Source organism: Oceanobacter sp. 1_MG-2023 (genome assembly GCF_030689025.1).
Classification (GTDB): Bacteria; Pseudomonadota; Gammaproteobacteria; order Pseudomonadales; family Oceanobacteraceae; genus Oceanobacter.
Genome location: NZ_JAUYWA010000020.1, coordinates 34977 through 50609, shown reverse-complemented (window position 1 = coordinate 50609; position 15633 = coordinate 34977). Strand labels below are relative to the sequence as shown.

14 protein-coding genes are annotated in these 15633 nt (G+C 54.6%); 11 read left to right on the top strand and 3 right to left on the bottom strand.

Annotated elements, in window-relative coordinates; all coding sequences use genetic code 11:
• Positions 1–7 precede the first annotated feature (7 nt).
• The 3 genes from dctP to Q8W22_RS12735 are packed head-to-tail and all read left to right on the top strand — an operon-like array spanning position 8 to position 2804.
• Positions 8–1003: a TRAP transporter substrate-binding protein DctP gene (gene dctP / locus Q8W22_RS12745; protein WP_305452585.1), complete on the top strand. Its 996-nt coding sequence runs from the start codon at positions 8–10 to the stop codon at positions 1001–1003.
• Positions 1004–1005: 2 nt separating this feature from the next.
• Entirely contained in the window at positions 1006–1524 is a 519-nt protein-coding gene (locus tag Q8W22_RS12740) for a TRAP transporter small permease (RefSeq protein ID WP_305414174.1), read from the top strand.
• Entirely contained in the window at positions 1521–2804 is a 1284-nt protein-coding gene (locus Q8W22_RS12735; RefSeq protein WP_305452582.1) for a TRAP transporter large permease, read from the top strand. The genes Q8W22_RS12740 and Q8W22_RS12735 overlap by 4 nt, the downstream gene beginning before the upstream one ends.
• Before the next feature lie 326 nt (positions 2805–3130).
• Here the strand turns inward: Q8W22_RS12735 and djlA are convergent, their stop codons facing one another.
• From djlA to Q8W22_RS12720, 3 genes are read right to left on the bottom strand one after another with little or no spacing between them, the layout of a single operon-like run.
• Positions 3131–3931: a co-chaperone DjlA gene (djlA, locus tag Q8W22_RS12730; RefSeq protein WP_303432616.1), complete on the bottom strand. Its 801-nt coding sequence runs from the start codon at positions 3929–3931 to the stop codon at positions 3131–3133.
• Positions 3931–4623, bottom strand: a complete 693-nt coding sequence (gene murU / locus Q8W22_RS12725; protein WP_305452579.1) for an N-acetylmuramate alpha-1-phosphate uridylyltransferase MurU — start codon at positions 4621–4623, stop codon at positions 3931–3933. Before murU ends, djlA begins: the two co-directional genes overlap by 1 nt.
• On the bottom strand, positions 4620–5639 hold the full coding sequence (locus tag Q8W22_RS12720; RefSeq protein ID WP_305452576.1) for an aminoglycoside phosphotransferase family protein: 1020 nt from the start codon (positions 5637–5639) through the stop codon (positions 4620–4622). The genes murU and Q8W22_RS12720 overlap by 4 nt, the downstream gene beginning before the upstream one ends.
• 162 nt (positions 5640–5801) lie before the next feature.
• Between Q8W22_RS12720 and Q8W22_RS12715 the strand changes: the two genes are divergently transcribed.
• From Q8W22_RS12715 to Q8W22_RS12680, 8 genes are all read left to right on the top strand, one after another.
• Positions 5802–8267 carry an LPS-assembly protein LptD gene (locus Q8W22_RS12715; RefSeq protein ID WP_305452573.1) on the top strand — a complete coding sequence of 822 codons (2466 nt, stop codon included), beginning with the start codon at positions 5802–5804 and terminating at the stop codon, positions 8265–8267.
• Entirely contained in the window at positions 8257–9537 is a 1281-nt protein-coding gene (locus tag Q8W22_RS12710; RefSeq protein ID WP_303432620.1) for a peptidylprolyl isomerase, read from the top strand. The genes Q8W22_RS12715 and Q8W22_RS12710 overlap by 11 nt, the downstream gene beginning before the upstream one ends.
• A complete protein-coding gene (pdxA, locus tag Q8W22_RS12705; RefSeq protein WP_305452571.1) occupies positions 9534–10538 on the top strand; it encodes a 4-hydroxythreonine-4-phosphate dehydrogenase PdxA in 1005 nt (334 codons plus the stop codon). The genes Q8W22_RS12710 and pdxA overlap by 4 nt, the downstream gene beginning before the upstream one ends.
• Positions 10535–11380 carry a 16S rRNA (adenine(1518)-N(6)/adenine(1519)-N(6))-dimethyltransferase RsmA gene (rsmA, locus tag Q8W22_RS12700; protein WP_303432622.1) on the top strand — a complete coding sequence of 282 codons (846 nt, stop codon included), beginning with the start codon at positions 10535–10537 and terminating at the stop codon, positions 11378–11380. The genes pdxA and rsmA overlap by 4 nt, the downstream gene beginning before the upstream one ends.
• Complete coding sequence (apaG, locus tag Q8W22_RS12695; protein WP_303432623.1) at positions 11367–11744, top strand: Co2+/Mg2+ efflux protein ApaG; 378 nt, start codon at positions 11367–11369, stop codon at positions 11742–11744. The genes rsmA and apaG overlap by 14 nt, the downstream gene beginning before the upstream one ends.
• A gap of 211 nt (positions 11745–11955) precedes the next feature.
• Entirely contained in the window at positions 11956–12759 is an 804-nt protein-coding gene (locus Q8W22_RS12690) for a symmetrical bis(5'-nucleosyl)-tetraphosphatase (RefSeq protein ID WP_305452569.1), read from the top strand.
• A 38-nt stretch (positions 12760–12797) separates the two neighbouring features.
• On the top strand, positions 12798–13121 hold the full coding sequence (gene glpE, locus Q8W22_RS12685; RefSeq protein WP_303432625.1) for a thiosulfate sulfurtransferase GlpE: 324 nt from the start codon (positions 12798–12800) through the stop codon (positions 13119–13121).
• Between the two features lie 500 nt (positions 13122–13621).
• Positions 13622–15544 carry a PrkA family serine protein kinase gene (locus Q8W22_RS12680; protein ID WP_303432626.1) on the top strand — a complete coding sequence of 641 codons (1923 nt, stop codon included), beginning with the start codon at positions 13622–13624 and terminating at the stop codon, positions 15542–15544.
• Positions 15545–15633: the final 89 nt, after the last annotated feature.

Sequence of the window (15633 nt, the reverse complement as noted above, 5' to 3'; positions counted from 1 at the left end):
ACCACACATGAAAAACAAACTGATTGCCCTGGGTCTGATGCTGCTATGCCTGAGCCCGCTGTCCCAGGCTGCAACATTAAAAATAGCCACCCTCGCTCCCGATGGCACCAACTGGATGAAGCAGATGCGTTCCGCCGCAGCTAACATCAAAAAAGCTACCGATGGCCGCGTCAAAATCAAATACTTTCCTGGCGGTGTGCAAGGCAGTGACAAAAGTGTGCTGCGCAAAATGAAAATCGGCCAGCTGCAAGGTGGCGCCGTTTCGGCAGGGGCGCTCGCGAATATCGCCAACGAAGTGCAGCTGTACAGCTTGCCATTTACCTTTCAGAACCCGGCAGAACTGAGTGCTGTTCGCCCGGAATTTGACCACTACATTATTGATGCGCTGGAAGCCAAGGGTTACGTCGTCCTCGGTCTGACCGAAGGTGGCTTTGCCTATGTCATGGGCAACAAACCCCTGAAAACCACGGCCGACTTCAGTGGCCAGAAAGTCTGGACTCCTGAAGGTGACCTGGTCACCCAGACCGTATTCCAGAAAGCCGGTGTCGAGCCGATTTCGCTGCCGATTTCGGATGTCTACACCAGCTTGCAAACCGGCCTGATCGATACTGTTGGTGTTAACCTGACGGCCTCTATCGCGCTGCAATGGCACAGCAAACTGAGCCACGCAACCGACCTGCCATTACTCTCGCTACTGGGCATGATGGTGGTCGATCAAAAAGCCTTTAACAAACTGTCGGCGGAAGACCAGACCACCGTGCGCAGCATTATGAAATCCACCTACGCCCAGATGGACAAACAGAATCTTGTTGATGAAGCCGGCGCACGTCAGGCACTGGAAAACAGCGGCATGACATTTGTACAACTGACCGATGCCGAAAAAGCTACCTGGCAACAACTGGCCAATGACAGCCTGACCGAACTGGCCAGCCAAGGTGTTTACCCGGTTGAATTGTATCGTCAACTACAGGCACATATTGCCGGAATCCGTGCAGGTCAATAACCTTGAAACACTCCCCTTTGCGGCGTCTGCTCGGCGCCATTCACACCCTGGAAGATGGCATTCTGGTGCTGGTGCTGATGGTCATGGTGTTGCTGGCCGGTATTGATATTGTCGCCCGCAGTGTCTTCGGCGGCGGTATCATGTGGATTCCTCCCGCCCTGAGGGTGATGGTGCTGTGGCTTGGTCTGATCGGAGGCATGGTCGCCACCCGTGGCCGTGAGCATATCGCCATCGACCTGGTTAACCGACTGGCTCCCAAGGTTGTCGCTGACACCATCGCGATTATCACCTCGGCCTTTGCCGCCTTTATTTGCGCAGTTATCGCCTGGTACGGCTATGCCTATATCGAACTGGCCATTGAATTTGGTGATATCGCCTTCGCCAATATTCCTGCCTGGCCCTTACAGTTGATTATCCCCTTCAGCTTTGCCGTGATGGCGTTGCGCTTTGCCATTCAAAGTATTGAATCCTTGCTCAACATACTGGGTAACCATGCTGTAGCCGACGAGGCCCACTCATGAGCGTTCTGGTTCCACTGATTTTATTGGTATTGGCGCTGTCCGGTACGCCGCTGTTTGTGGTTATTGCTGCCAGCGCTATCTGGGGGTTTTACCAGACTGACGTTGATCTGATGGTTATGGCCATCGAGATTTACCGGATTGCCGAAATGCCGGTACTGATCGCCATCCCATTGTTTACCTTTGCCGGTTATTTGCTCGGGGAAAGCAAGGCACCGCAGCGGCTGGTACGTATTACCGATGCCTTCCTTGGCTGGATGCCCGGCGGACTGGCGATCGTTGCCCTGGTGACCTGTGCCCTGTTTACTGCCTTTACCGGTGCCTCCGGCGTTACCATTGTCGCCCTGGGCGCCCTGCTGGTACCAGCGTTACAGAAGTCCGGTTATCCGGAGCGCTTTAATCTTGGTCTGGTCACCACCTCTGGCTCCCTCGGGTTGCTGTTTGCACCGTCGCTGCCCTTGATCCTGTACGGCGTTGTAGCGCAGCAAATGTCGCTCGACATCGCAGTCAGTATCGATGACCTGTTTCTGGCTGGGTTACTGCCCGGCGGCCTGATGCTGGTTGCGCTGTCGCTGTACAGTGGCTGGGTATCCCGTAATGCTGAACGTAATCACCACCCGTTCGACAAGGCCGAGGCCTGGGCTGCACTAAAGGATACCAAGTGGGAAATGCCGCTACCCTTTCTGGTACTGGGAGGTATTTATGGTGGCTGGTTTGCGGTTTCAGAAGCGGCGGCCATTACTGCGTTTTACGTACTGATTGTTTCCACTCTGATTCGACGTGAAATTCCGTTCAAGCAGCTAGTGACCGTGATGCGGGATTCCATGAAGCTGGTTGGCGCAATCTTGCTGATTCTGGCGGTTTCCATGGCATCCACCAATTACATGATTGATGCCGGTGTGCCGGAAAAAATCTTTGGTTTTATTCAGCAGCACGTCAGTGACAGCTTTACCTTCCTGCTGTTACTCACCCTGTTCCTGCTGATACTGGGCATGATGCTGGATATCTTCTCCGCGATTGTGATCATGATTCCCATTATTCTGCCGATTGCGGTGGAATACGGTATTCATCCGATTCATCTGGGGATTTTATTCCTCGCCAATATGCAGCTGGGGTACTTTACTCCACCGGTCGGGATGAACCTGTTTATTGCCAGCTTCCGCTTTAACAAACCGGTGATGGAGTTGTATCGCGCTACCTTGCCGTTCTTCTTTATCCTGCTGGCAACAGTGCTGATCATTACCTTCTGGCCCGGCCTGAGCCTGGCCTTTATCGGGGAATAAACGCCACTCCCGGAGAGTCGTCGAGAATGGCGGCTCTCTTTTTTCTCTCCTCGCTACAAAACCTCTACTCTCTTATCCATACCTTCTGATTCGCACCCTGTTCCCTATCGGCTTGTTATCCGCGTTAGCCAGTCCAGAACCAACGGTCAGGTCGAGATCGACGCCCTTGTTTGTGTACAGAACATCAGCTGCAATCAATCACAACCAGACCTGGCAACCACAAGCAATAGCCGACAGCACTGGCTTGACTGCTGTCTCTGTCTATATTGGTGCGGGTGCGGGTAGCGGAGCAGTTGGTGCAGGGTTAATCCCCACACCAAAACAATTTAATGCGCGTGGCCCCGGCTTTTGCGAATCAGGGCATAGGAGGTTTGGATCTGCTGGGTTTTTTCCTTGGCCAGTCGCAGCATTTCTTCAGGCATACCGCTGGCAGAGAGTTTGTCAGGATGGTTCTGGCTCATTAATCGCCGATAGGTTTTTTTCAGGGTATCGTCATCCACATCGGCCGGGACACCCAGCGTGGCGTAGGCTTGTTCCAGCTGATCACTTTGGCTGACACCGCCGTTACGGGCCTGGAACATGGCTGCTTCAATACGATCCCGTACCCGCTCAATCTGGGTCTGACTGATCCCCAGCACATTACTGAGGCGTTCGATCATCGCCCACTCCAAAGGCGACAACTCACCATCGGAATAACCGATGGTCATCACTACCTCAAGAAACATTTGCGCCATCGGCAAACTCAGTTGTGGTCGTAGCTGTTCCAGGTCGGCATTAAAGTCACAGTCCATATCCTTGCCTTCCTGAAACCAGGCAATCGCCCGTTGGCGGTCATCGCCCTTGAGCTGCATGCGGTCCATCACAAAATTGGCGGCGGCGATTTCTTCTTCGCTGACGCGGCCATCGGCTTTGGCTATCCGCCCCATGCAACGGCATAACGATGAAATATAAAGCAGTCGCACGTTATTGGCTGTACTGGTACGAACCAGAACAGGAAATTGACCGCTCCAGATATTTTCAAGATTCTGGTCAAACATATGACCAACAAATGCGCCTATCATCATGCCAAACGGGCCACCGGTCATCAATCCGACCATGCCGCCCATGGCTTTTCCCATCCATAGCATCAGAACGTCTCTCTGGTGAGTTGCTGTTCCAGTTCAGCCAGACGTTGTGGCGTCCCCACATCCGTCCAGCGGCCATCCAGCAGGCAACCCTTGACTCGCCCACTGTCCATTGCCTGTCGCAGTATCGGAGCCAGTGGCAGCTTTGCCACCGGCAAGGCTGCCAGCAGATCCGGGTGGATCAGGCTGATCCCGGTAAAGGTGAAACCGGGGCCATCAGCCTCTGCCGCAACGTCGGTACCGTCAAGGAAAAAATCACCCGTCGGGTTATGATCAGGATTATCGGTTAACCAAAGCCAGGCCAATGTGTTCCCCGTCACCATTTCGGAAGATGCCACTTGCACAGCTTCCCGGTAATCCCAATCAGTCCAGACATCGCCATTGATCACTAAAAACGGCTGATCACCTAACAATGGTAACGCCTTGCGAATACCACCAGCGGTTTCCAGTGCATCGGTTTCGGCGGAGTAGCGAATGTTGGCGCCAAACTGATGGCCATCCTGCAACCGGGCCTCGATCATCTCCCCCAGCCAGGCGTGGTTGATGACCAGATCGGTCATGCCGGCGGCAACCAGTTTGTCAATATGGTGTTCAATCAGAGGCTTGCCGGCCAGCGCCAGCAGCGGCTTCGGGCAGTGATCCGTGAGCGGCGCCATACGTTGACCTCGCCCGGCTGCCAGTATCATGGCTTTCATCGTGATAACTGCACCAATTCTGGCATCAAACGCTGGTTCAGCCAGTGACTGAAGTCACTCAACTCGTCATACCGTCTGGCGATATCGATCAGGTACTGGCAGGTATTGGGAATATCCGCCAGGTAGGTCGGCTTGTGATCGCGCAGGTTCAGACGGGCAAAAATACCCGCGGCCTTGAGGTGTCGCTGCAATCCCATCCAGTCGACGTCACGCACACACTGTTGCCAGTCGCCGAGGTAATAACCACAGGGCCGCGCCAGCTCCCAATAATAGGCCACCAGCTCATCCACCAGCCCCTGTGGCCAGCGTACGTAACAATCCCGCACCAATGACACCAGATCGTAAGTGGACGGGCCTGCCAGAGCGTCCTGGAAATCAATGATGCCCAACATGCCATCCGGCTTCAGCATCAGGTTGCGGGAATGGTAATCCCGGTGCACGGTGACAACCGGTTGCGCCAAGGCCTGCCGAGCCAGCAAATCAAACACGCGGTCAAACATGGCCCGTTCAACGTCCGTCAACGTCATTTGCAGCTGCTGTTCACATAACCAGTCACGGAACAGCGCCATCTCCTGCAGCAGGAGAGCGTTAGCGTAAGCAGGCAGGTCGCGACAGCTGACACCCTGAAGCTGCACCAGCTGCTCTATCGCCTGGCGATACAGGCCCAGTATCTGTTTTTCGGTCACATCCGGCTCATGCAGGGCAGTCCATAACAGCTGGTCACCAAAGTCTTCCAGTAGCATAAAGCCCTGATCAAGATCGGCGGCCAGCACCTGTGGCACCTCGACCTGCTGGTGACGCCACTGTTTGGCGATACGGATAAAACGCGGATTATCTTCCTTGTCTGGTGGAGCATCGACAAGAATCCAGCTCTTGCCCAGACCGCGCAGGCGGAAGTAACGACGGAAACTGGCATCACCGGATACCGTTTCCAGGCTGGCATTGACGTCCAGATTCGCTTTGCGGCGAATGGTGCTGGACGCCCAGTTGATCAGGTGATCAAGGCGCGGGTCCATGTTGGCCTCACATTTGTTATCGATCTAAAATTGCGCGCATTGAGCGCCCCCCGTATCATCTGCGCGCTAAGATACCACACTTCACTGTACAGGCACCCACGCTCAGCCATGGCGGATCACAGACATTCAGATGCAATATCCCTCCAGCGGCTCCCCATCCGGGTGTCGTTTCTGCCAGCGCGTCTGGCGCTTTTGGGCAGCTCCGAGCGGTTCCTGGCGGTGCTGTGCCTGACCGCGACCAGTATGATCACCAGTGTCTCCGTCCAGGCGGACACACCGGCATTGAACTGGTACCCGCGGGCATTGCTGAGCGATGCCGAGCAGGCCGACCTGCCATCGTTTTGCTCCGGGCGTTATTTGCCCAATACCTTGCAACCTGTACCTGATGGCCGTCTCGAAGCAGAATCCGAGCAAGCCTTTGTTGATCGTCTTGGCAACGCAGAGTTTACTGGCGACGTCATCATGCAGCGGGAAGATTACGTTTTAAAGAGCCGGTCAGCGTACTGGGATGCGGACTTGCGTCAGGCCGAATTTGAAGGCGATGTCAGCTTTTTGAATAATGAAGTGACCGTCCACAGTGACAGCGCCCGTTTTCGCGAGCGTCTGAACGATACGGCAACAAGCCCAGACAGCACCGACAGCACGAATAGCAGCGAGCTGGTCCTGCAAAACGCCCGCTATGCTCTGCCCGCTCGCCATATGCGCGGCACCGCCACCCGCATGATCACCCGCTCGGAAGGGACTATTGAGCTGAATGAAGCCACCGTCACCTGGTGCGAACCCGGGCAGAACGACTGGCGTATTGCCGCCAGCAATATTTATCTGGATCAGGAACGCGGTGTCGGCAGCGCCTGGAATACCCGTCTGGAAGTGATGGACGTACCGGTTTTTTATATTCCCTACTACCGCTTTCCGATTGATGACCGCCGCACCACAGGTTTTCTCGACCCCAGTTTCTCTCTTGGTGGCGACGCCGGGCTGGACGAGCTGAAAATGCCGTTCTACCTGAATCTGGCCAGCAACCTGGATGCCACCATTACGCCCCATTACTTCAATCAGCGTGGCTGGTTGTGGGAAAGCCAGCTGCGTCATAAAACCGGGTTATTCGGCGATGGTGAGCTGAACTACGCCTATATCGATCAGGATGCCACGGAAGATAGTGAACGCTGGCTGATCAATTACCAGCAATCCGGCAAGTTTGGCCAACACTGGCAACATCGCTGGATCTACAACCATGTCAGCGATGACGACTACCTGTCCGACCTGAACTCCTCGGCCACCATCGACCGCACCACCCACTTGCCGCGAATGGGGCTACTGAGCTACCAGAAAGACGCCTGGCAGCTGGATCTCCTGGTCGAAGGGTTCCAGACCATTGACGACAGCATTGACCTCGAAGACCGGCCCTACAAACGCCTGCCGCAAGCCACACTCGATTACCGGCAACAATACGACCGCTGGCAGGTCAGCAGCCGTTTGCAAGCGACCCGTTTTGAGCGGGATAACAGCGCCGTAATCGATGGCACGGAACAAACCCTGACGGATTTCGATTCACTGAATGGCCGTCGACTGGTCAGTGACAACACCATCGCCTGGCGTTTCGAACAGCCGTACAGCTATCTTCAGCCAGAAGCCAGTTATCGCTACCGCTATTACCGTCTCAGCAGTCAAGACAGCTTTGATTACGATGACACGATCAACTACGGCGTTCCCCGTTACAGCCTTGATTCCGGCCTGTTTTTCGAACGGTCGTTACACTGGTTTAATGAACATCAGACACAAACGCTGGAGCCTCGACTGTTTTGGGTCAAAAGCCCTTACCAGTCCGGTCAGGATGACATTCCGGCCTTTGATACCAAGGTCACCAGCGTCACCTACGACAGCCTGTTTGTCGGCGATCGTTTTATCGGCTCTGACCGGCTTGCCGACTTGGAACAGGTCAGCCTCGGCATCACCAGCCGGATTATCGATCAAAGTGGCGACGAATGGCTGCGCTTCAGTCTTGGCCGGGTCTACTTCGGTGACGAACGCCAGGTGCTGCTCGACAGTGACGAAGTCAATGACAGCAATAATACATCCAGCACTATCGCCGAAGTGGAATGGCGGCCCGGTGATCACTGGCGGCTCAATCAGACGCTGGAGTGGGACGCCTACGGCGATTATGCTCGTCAGCACCGTTTTGGCGCAGGCTATACACCGGGCAACAACCGCATGCTGAACCTTTCAGTCAACAAGGTTCAAAGTGAGGATTCCGACAGCGGTGACATTGAAACCGATCTCTATCAGGCCGATGTCAGTGCTTACTGGGCACTGAATGACAGCTGGGCCTTGACCGGGCGCGTACTCAAGGACATGAAAGACTATCCTGCAGACGAGCGTCGCCCGGTCAGCTCCGTACTCGAAGCACTGGCCGGATTTGAATATCAGAATTGTTGCTGGCGTCTGCAAGTGCTGTACAAGGAGTATTCTCCGACAGCCGACGACGACAGCAGCTATAGTACCGAAAAGACCGAGAGTCTGATGTTCAGTATTCAGCTCAAAGGTCTCAGCACGCTGGGGGGTGGCACCGACGCCACCATAAGCAACAGCATCAAGGGTTACTCCAAACGGCAATACCATGACTATTAACAAGCTGATTTTTTTGTTTTTTCTTACCCTCGGCAGCACGCTGAGCCAGGCCCAGCCAGTACTGATTGACCATGTGGTGGCGATTGTCGACGATGACGTCATTATGGCGTCCCAGTTGCAGCAACGTATCCAGAATGTCCGCAACCAGAACCGGGGCGCCAACCTGCCGGAAGACGCCGTGCTGGGCAAACAGGTACTGGATCGCCTGATTGAGGAAAGCATCCAGCTGCAACTGGCCAAGCGGATTGGTATCCGTATCAGCGATGCCCAGTTGAACGACTCCCTGCAACGTATTGCCGCCCAGAACAAGATGAATCTGGAGCAGTTCCGGGTGGCGATGGAAGCCGAAGGTATTCCCTTTGCCACTGCCCGGGCGCAGATTGAAACCGAGATGATCACCAGCCGTTTGCAGCGCATCCGGGTCGGCGAAACCATCCAGATTACCGATCAGGATGTGGATTATTTCCTCGCCTCCGAAGTGGGCAAAATGGCCTCCGCTGCCGAATACCGTCTTGGCCACATACTGGTATCCATCCCTGCTGACGCCAACGCCAGCGACCTGCAAAAAGCCGAGTTGAAAGCCCGCAGCCTGGCGTCCCGCATTCGTGGCGGTGCCAACTTCAGCGATGTCGCCATTGCCGATTCCGACGGCCGCAATGCCCTCAAGGGTGGTGATCTCGGCTGGCGTAAAGAAGGCCAGTTACCCGGTATTTTTGCACCCGTCGTACCAGACCTGGCTATTGGTGATGTCTCCGATCCAATCCGCAGCTCCAGTGGTTATCACCTGGTTGCAGTGCTGGAAAAACGCGGTGGTAACAGCCAGATGATCACCCAGTATCAAGTGCGCCATATTCTCGTCAGCCCGAACGAATTACGCAGTGAAAGCGACACTGAAACCCTGATCAACCAGCTTTATCAGCGCCTGCAACAAGGGCAGGACTTCGCCGTGTTGGCCAAGGAGTTCAGTGATGACCCTGGCAGCGGTGCCGCAGGCGGAGACCTTGGCTGGGTCAGCCCGGGTGCCATGGTGCCAGAGTTCGATACCACCATGCAGCAATCCCAGGTTGGCCATATCAGCGCACCGTTTGAAACCCAGTTCGGCTGGCACATTCTGCAAGTACAGGATCAACGCCAAAGTGATATCGGCAAGGAAATGCAGCGTAATCAGGTACGTCAGTTACTGTACTCGCGCCGCTTTGAAGAAGAGCTGCCCTTGTGGCTACGTAAAATCCGCACCGAAGCGTACGTCGATATCAAGGAGCCGGCATGACCCTGCGCCTGGCTATCACCGCCGGTGAACCCGGTGGCATTGGCCCTGACCTTTGTATTCAGCTGGCCCAACAAGGCAGTGAGCACCAACTGGTCGTGATCGCCGACCCGCAGCTATTGGCCGAACGGGCACAGTTGCTCGGTTTGCCACTGACGCTGGCAACCTTTGATCCGGCCACCGCGGCCACTCCAACGCCCGCGGGCACCCTGTACGTACAGGCCGTTGCCCTGCAACAACCTGCCGTGGCCGGTGAACTTGACCCGGCCAATGCCGCGTACGTTCTGGCCACCCTGACCATGGCCGCACAAGGCTGCCAGCAAGGTCATTGGGACGGCATCGTCACCGCGCCGGTACACAAGGGCATCATCAACGATGCCGGTATTCCGTTCAGTGGCCATACCGAATATTTCCGGGATTTTGCCGGCGTTGAAGAAGTCGTCATGATGTTGGCCACCACCGATTTACGCGTCGCACTGGTGACCACTCACTTGCCGCTGCGCCAAGTGGCGGATGCCATTACCCCGGAACGCCTGAGCCGGGTGATCCATATCCTGGATCATGACCTGAAAACCTTTTTTGGCTGCGTGCGACCTCGTATCCTGGTCGCGGGCCTCAACCCCCATGCCGGAGAAAACGGTCACCTCGGTCACGAAGAGCAAGATATTATCGAGCCAACGCTGGCCCAACTTCGAGCGCAAGGTATCGATCTGGTTGGGCCACTGCCCGCCGATACCCTGTACACCCCCAAACATCTGGCTGGCGCCGATGCCACCCTCGCCATGTATCATGACCAGGGCCTGCCGGTGCTGAAGTTTCATGGCTTTGGCCGCGCCGCCAACATTACGCTGGGCCTGCCCTTTATTCGTACTTCTGTTGACCATGGCACCGCCCTCGACCTGGCCGCCACCGGCAAGGCAGACAGCGGCAGCTTGCACACGGCCATCGCCGTGGCAGCCCACATGGCCAACAGCCGCCACACCGCTGGAGCCAAACCCGCATGAGCCGTCATCCCAAACCCAATAACATGCACGGCCACAAGGCCCGTAAACGCTTTGGGCAGAATTTCCTCCATGATCCTTACGTCATTGGCAAAATCGTTGATGCCATCTACCCCAAGGATGATGACTGCCTGGTCGAAATCGGTCCCGGAATGGGAGCCATTACCGAGCCGTTACTGGAAGCCACAGGCAAGCTGAACGTGGTCGAGCTGGATCGCGACCTGATTCCAATCCTGCGCACCAAGTTTTTCAACTACCCCGGTTTTCAGATTCATGAAGGCGATGCGTTAAAATTCGACTTCAGTCAATTGGTCAACGATGGCCAGCGCCTGCGCATTATTGGCAACCTGCCCTACAATATATCGACGCCTTTGATTTTTCATTTGCTCAGCCACCACACCTTGGTGCAAGACATGCATTTCATGTTGCAAAAGGAAGTCGTCGAGCGTTTGGCAGCCCGACCAGGTACGTCGGACTATGGCCGCTTGAGCATCATGACGCAGTACTACTGCAAGGTAGAACTGCTGTTTGTGGTGGGGCCGGGATCATTTAACCCGCCCCCCAAAGTGGATTCAGCCATTGTCAGAATGACGCCCTACAAAGAACTGCCTCTCGTTGCAAAAGATACAAAAATGCTACAGCGCGTTGTACGTGAAGCCTTTAGCATGCGCCGTAAAACCATACGAAATACATTAAAAAAGCTCATCAGTGCCGAACAGCTTCAAGCACTGGGTATCGACACACAGCTGCGCCCGGAAGTACTGACACTGGAAGAGTACGTTCGTATTTCTGATGCCGTATCGCAGCTGACAGAGCAAGCGGAGAAAGACAATGGAATTGAATGAAACCATCATGGTGAATGTACTGCCAGAATACCTGGAAGAGCAATCCGACCCGGAAGATGAACGTTTTGTCTTCTCCTACAAGGTTTATATCAGCAATATTGGAAAGCAGGGTGCCACGTTAAAAACCCGCCACTGGTTTATTACCAATGGCAATGGTGATGTGCAGGAAGTCAAAGGCGAAGGAGTCATCGGCGAGCAGCCCAACATCGCCCCTGGACAACAGTTCGACTACATATCCGGAGCAGTATTAAGCACTCCGGTGGGGAGCATGCGAGGCTATTACGTTATGGAAGCGGATGATGGCACCCTGTTTCATGCCAATATTCCGGTGTTCACCCTGGCGACCACCTTTGCCCTGAATTAACCCTCTTGGCCCAAACCTGCAGTGATGGACGGCAATACAGGTTGTTTATGCCGTCCCGAATACCGATACAGCACCTGAGACAACACCAGCGACAGCAACCGATACAATCGACAGATATTGAACACAGATTCTGATACCGACCAATAACCAGCCCGGGCAAGACAGGCACACAACACCGGCCAATGCCCACAGACAAGCAGAGAGGCAAATCGTGACCACTTACGCCATTGGTGATATCCAGGGCTGCTATGAACCCCTTCAGCGCTTGCTCGATCGTATTGAGTTTGACCCTCAGCACGATCAGCTCTGGCTCGCCGGAGATCTGGTCAATCGTGGCCCGCAAAGTCTGGAAGTGCTGCGCTGGGCCAAATCCCTCGGCGACCGTGTAGTCGCCGTACTTGGCAACCACGACCTGCACCTGCTGGCGCGTTATTACGGCAACAACCACAAAAGCAAAAAAGACACCCTCGACGCGGTACTGACGGCCCCGGATCGCGACGAACTGATGTACTGGCTCCGGCACCGCCCACTGGTACACCTGAGTGCAGACAAGCAATGGTGCATGAGCCACGCGGGTATTCCACCGCTCTGGTCCGCCGCACACGCCAAGACACTGGCCAGTGAGGTCGAACAGATATTACAGGGCGACCAGTATTCGCAATTGCTGAATTCCTTGTACGGTAACAAGCCAGATCAGTGGGATGAACACCTCACCGGCACGAATCGCTGGCGTGCAATTGTCAATTATTTGACACGTATGCGCTTTATCGATGCCCATAACCGCCTGGATTTCAGCGCCAAAGAAGGACTCGACAGTGCTCCCGCCGGTTTTATGCCCTGGTTTGAGGCAAGCAAGACCCAAACACGCCTTGTTTTTGGTCACTGGGCGGCCCTTAACGGCGAAGTCAACCATACTCGAATTGATGCCCTTGACACCGGCTGTGTCTGGGGTGGTTCTCTTACAGCCATGCGCCTGGACAACCGGCAGCGTTATGCCGTGCCGGCTCACCCCTGAGCCTGATGACAGCAACCACCGATAAAAAGGAGTAACAGATGAGCGGTTTTACCCAAATCAGCGCGGAAGACGCCAAAACCATGATCGCCAATAACGATGTCCAGATTGCCGACATTCGTGACGCAATGAGCTACGAAGTCGGTCATATGACCGCGGCACAGCGGGTCGACAACCAGAACCTCAACGAGTTTATTGCCGCCACCAGCAAGCAGAAACCCCTGATCGTCTGTTGCTACCATGGCAACTCCAGCCAAGGCGTGGCGCAGTTTTTTTCTGAACAAGGCTACGAAGCGGTATACAGCCTGAAAGGCGGTTACGAAATGTGGAAAATCGCCTGCCCGGAATTGTGCCAGCGCAGTTAGTTCGCCACTGCCAATCATGATATGACAACAACAGGCGTTGCCCATGGTCAGCGTCTGCTTGCTCTCGCCTTTTGAATTTGCCGTCCCTCTGTTCTTTACCTCCCTGACCTTCCTGCTCTCTCGCCAACGCTGCTGAAACGCTGTTGTCTCTGCCCTGACGACCGTTTTATTACCACTTGCAGAGCCACCCCTGCCTGCTTGTCAGACGCTTTTTTATGGTCGCAAACCGGCCTGCCGTTCGTGTCAGACCACGCATTTTCAAACAAGTCCACGCTGTTACGGCACACTCGATGCATGACATTTTCTGTATCAACACATCATTCATCAGCCACCACCGCCGGACTGAACCAATCGATTACTGTCTGGCCAAAGTAAAAGATAACCCGTTTTAAAGGCCTGTTTACACGGGTCTTTGCATCTGAAAACCGAATCAAAAAGAGGAACGCCGCCGTTCTGGACATCAACTGAACAACGATATTTATCAGCCGAAGAGGTGCCAAATGAGTGTATTCAGCCGCTATCAAGATCGTTACCAGGCCACTCAGCAAGAAGTCATGAGCCTGCAAGACTACCTCGATCTCTGCAAACAAGACCCGAGTGTGTATGCCACCGCCGCCGAACGTTTGTTATTAGCCATCGGTGAGCCACAACTGGTAGACACGTCCAAGGACCTGCGGCTCAGCCGCATCTTCTCCAACAAGATCATCAAGCGTTATCCAGCCTTTAACGAGTTTTACGGCATGGAAGAAGCGGTCGAAAGCATCGTGTCCTACTTCCGTCATGCCGCCCAGGGCCTCGAAGAACGCAAACAGGTATTGTATTTACTGGGGCCGGTGGGCGGAGGTAAATCCTCGCTGGCAGAACGTCTGAAACTGTTGATCCAGAATGTACCGTTTTACGCCATCAAGGGCTCACCGGTATTTGAATCACCACTGGGGCTGTTCGACCCGGCCGAAGACGCCGAGATTCTGGAAGAAGACTTTGGCATTCCACGTCGCTATCTCGGTCGCGTCATGTCGCCCTGGGCAGTCAAACGCCTGCATGAAATGGGCGGCGACATCAGCAAGTTCGAAGTCGTCAAACTCTACCCCTCCAGCCTCGACCAGGTTGGTGTGGCCAAAACCGAACCCGGCGATGAAAACAACCAGGATATTTCCTCACTGGTCGGCAAGGTCGATATTCGTAAACTGGAAGATTTTCCCCAGGACGATCCAGACGCCTATTCCTACTCCGGCTCCTTGTGCCGCGCCAACCAGGGGATGATGGAATTTGTCGAAATGTTCAAGGCTCCCATCAAGGTGCTGCACCCGCTGCTGACGGCCACCCAGGAAGGTAACTATAACGGCACTGAAGGCATGGGCGCGATTCCCTTCGAAGGCGTGATTCTGGCGCACTCCAACGAATCCGAATGGCAGACCTTCAAGAACAACAAGAACAACGAGGCCTTCCTCGACCGGGTCTATATCGTCAAGGTACCGTACTGCCTGCGCGTCGATGAAGAAGTCAAGATTTACGAAAAACTGCTCGAACACAGCTCTCTGGCCAGCGCTCCCTGCGCCCCCGACACCTTGAAAATGCTGGCCAAATTCACCGTATTGTCACGACTGAAAGAGCCTGAGAATTCCAGCGTCTACTCCAAGATGCGTATCTATAACGGCGAGAATCTCAAGGACACCGATCCGAAAGCCAAGTCGCTGCAGGAATACCGGGATGCCGCGGGTGTCGACGAAGGCATGAACGGCATATCCACCCGTTTTGCCTTCAAGATTTTATCCAAGGTGTTCAACTTCGATGCCACCGAAGTGGCCGCCAATCCGGTGCACCTGATGTATATCCTCGAACAGGCGATAGAACAGGAGCAATACCCGGAAGAAACCCACAACCGCTACCTTAACTACCTGAAAGAATACCTGGCCCAGGATTATGTCGAGTTTATCGGCAAGGAAATCCAGACCGCCTATCTCGAATCCTATTCCGAATACGGCCAGAATATTTTTGACCGTTACGTCACCTACGCCGACTTCTGGATTCAGGATCAGGAGTACCGCGACCCGGAAACAGGTGAAATTCTGGATCGGGTCTCGATCAACGAAGAACTGGAAAAAATCGAGAAATCTGCAGGTATCAGCAATCCAAAAGATTTCCGTAACGAGATCGTCAATTTCGTCTTGCGCGCCAGAGCCAACCATAATGGCAATAATCCATCCTGGCAGTCGTACGAGAAAATGCGCTCGGTGATTGAGAAAAAAATGTTCTCCAACACCGAAGATCTGCTGCCGGTTATTTCCTTTTCTGCCAAATCTTCCCATCAGGATCAGAAAAAGCACAACGACTTTGTCGCCCGCATGACCGAACGAGGCTATACCGAGAAACAGGTTCGCCTGTTATCCGAATGGTACTTGCGTGTACGCAAGTCCCAGTAACCGGTGAACCCCGTGCAGCAGCATAAACGGTTGCTGCGCGGCTGAGTGCCGCAAACGCAGGGCCACGCTTCACGGGGAAGCTTCTGACG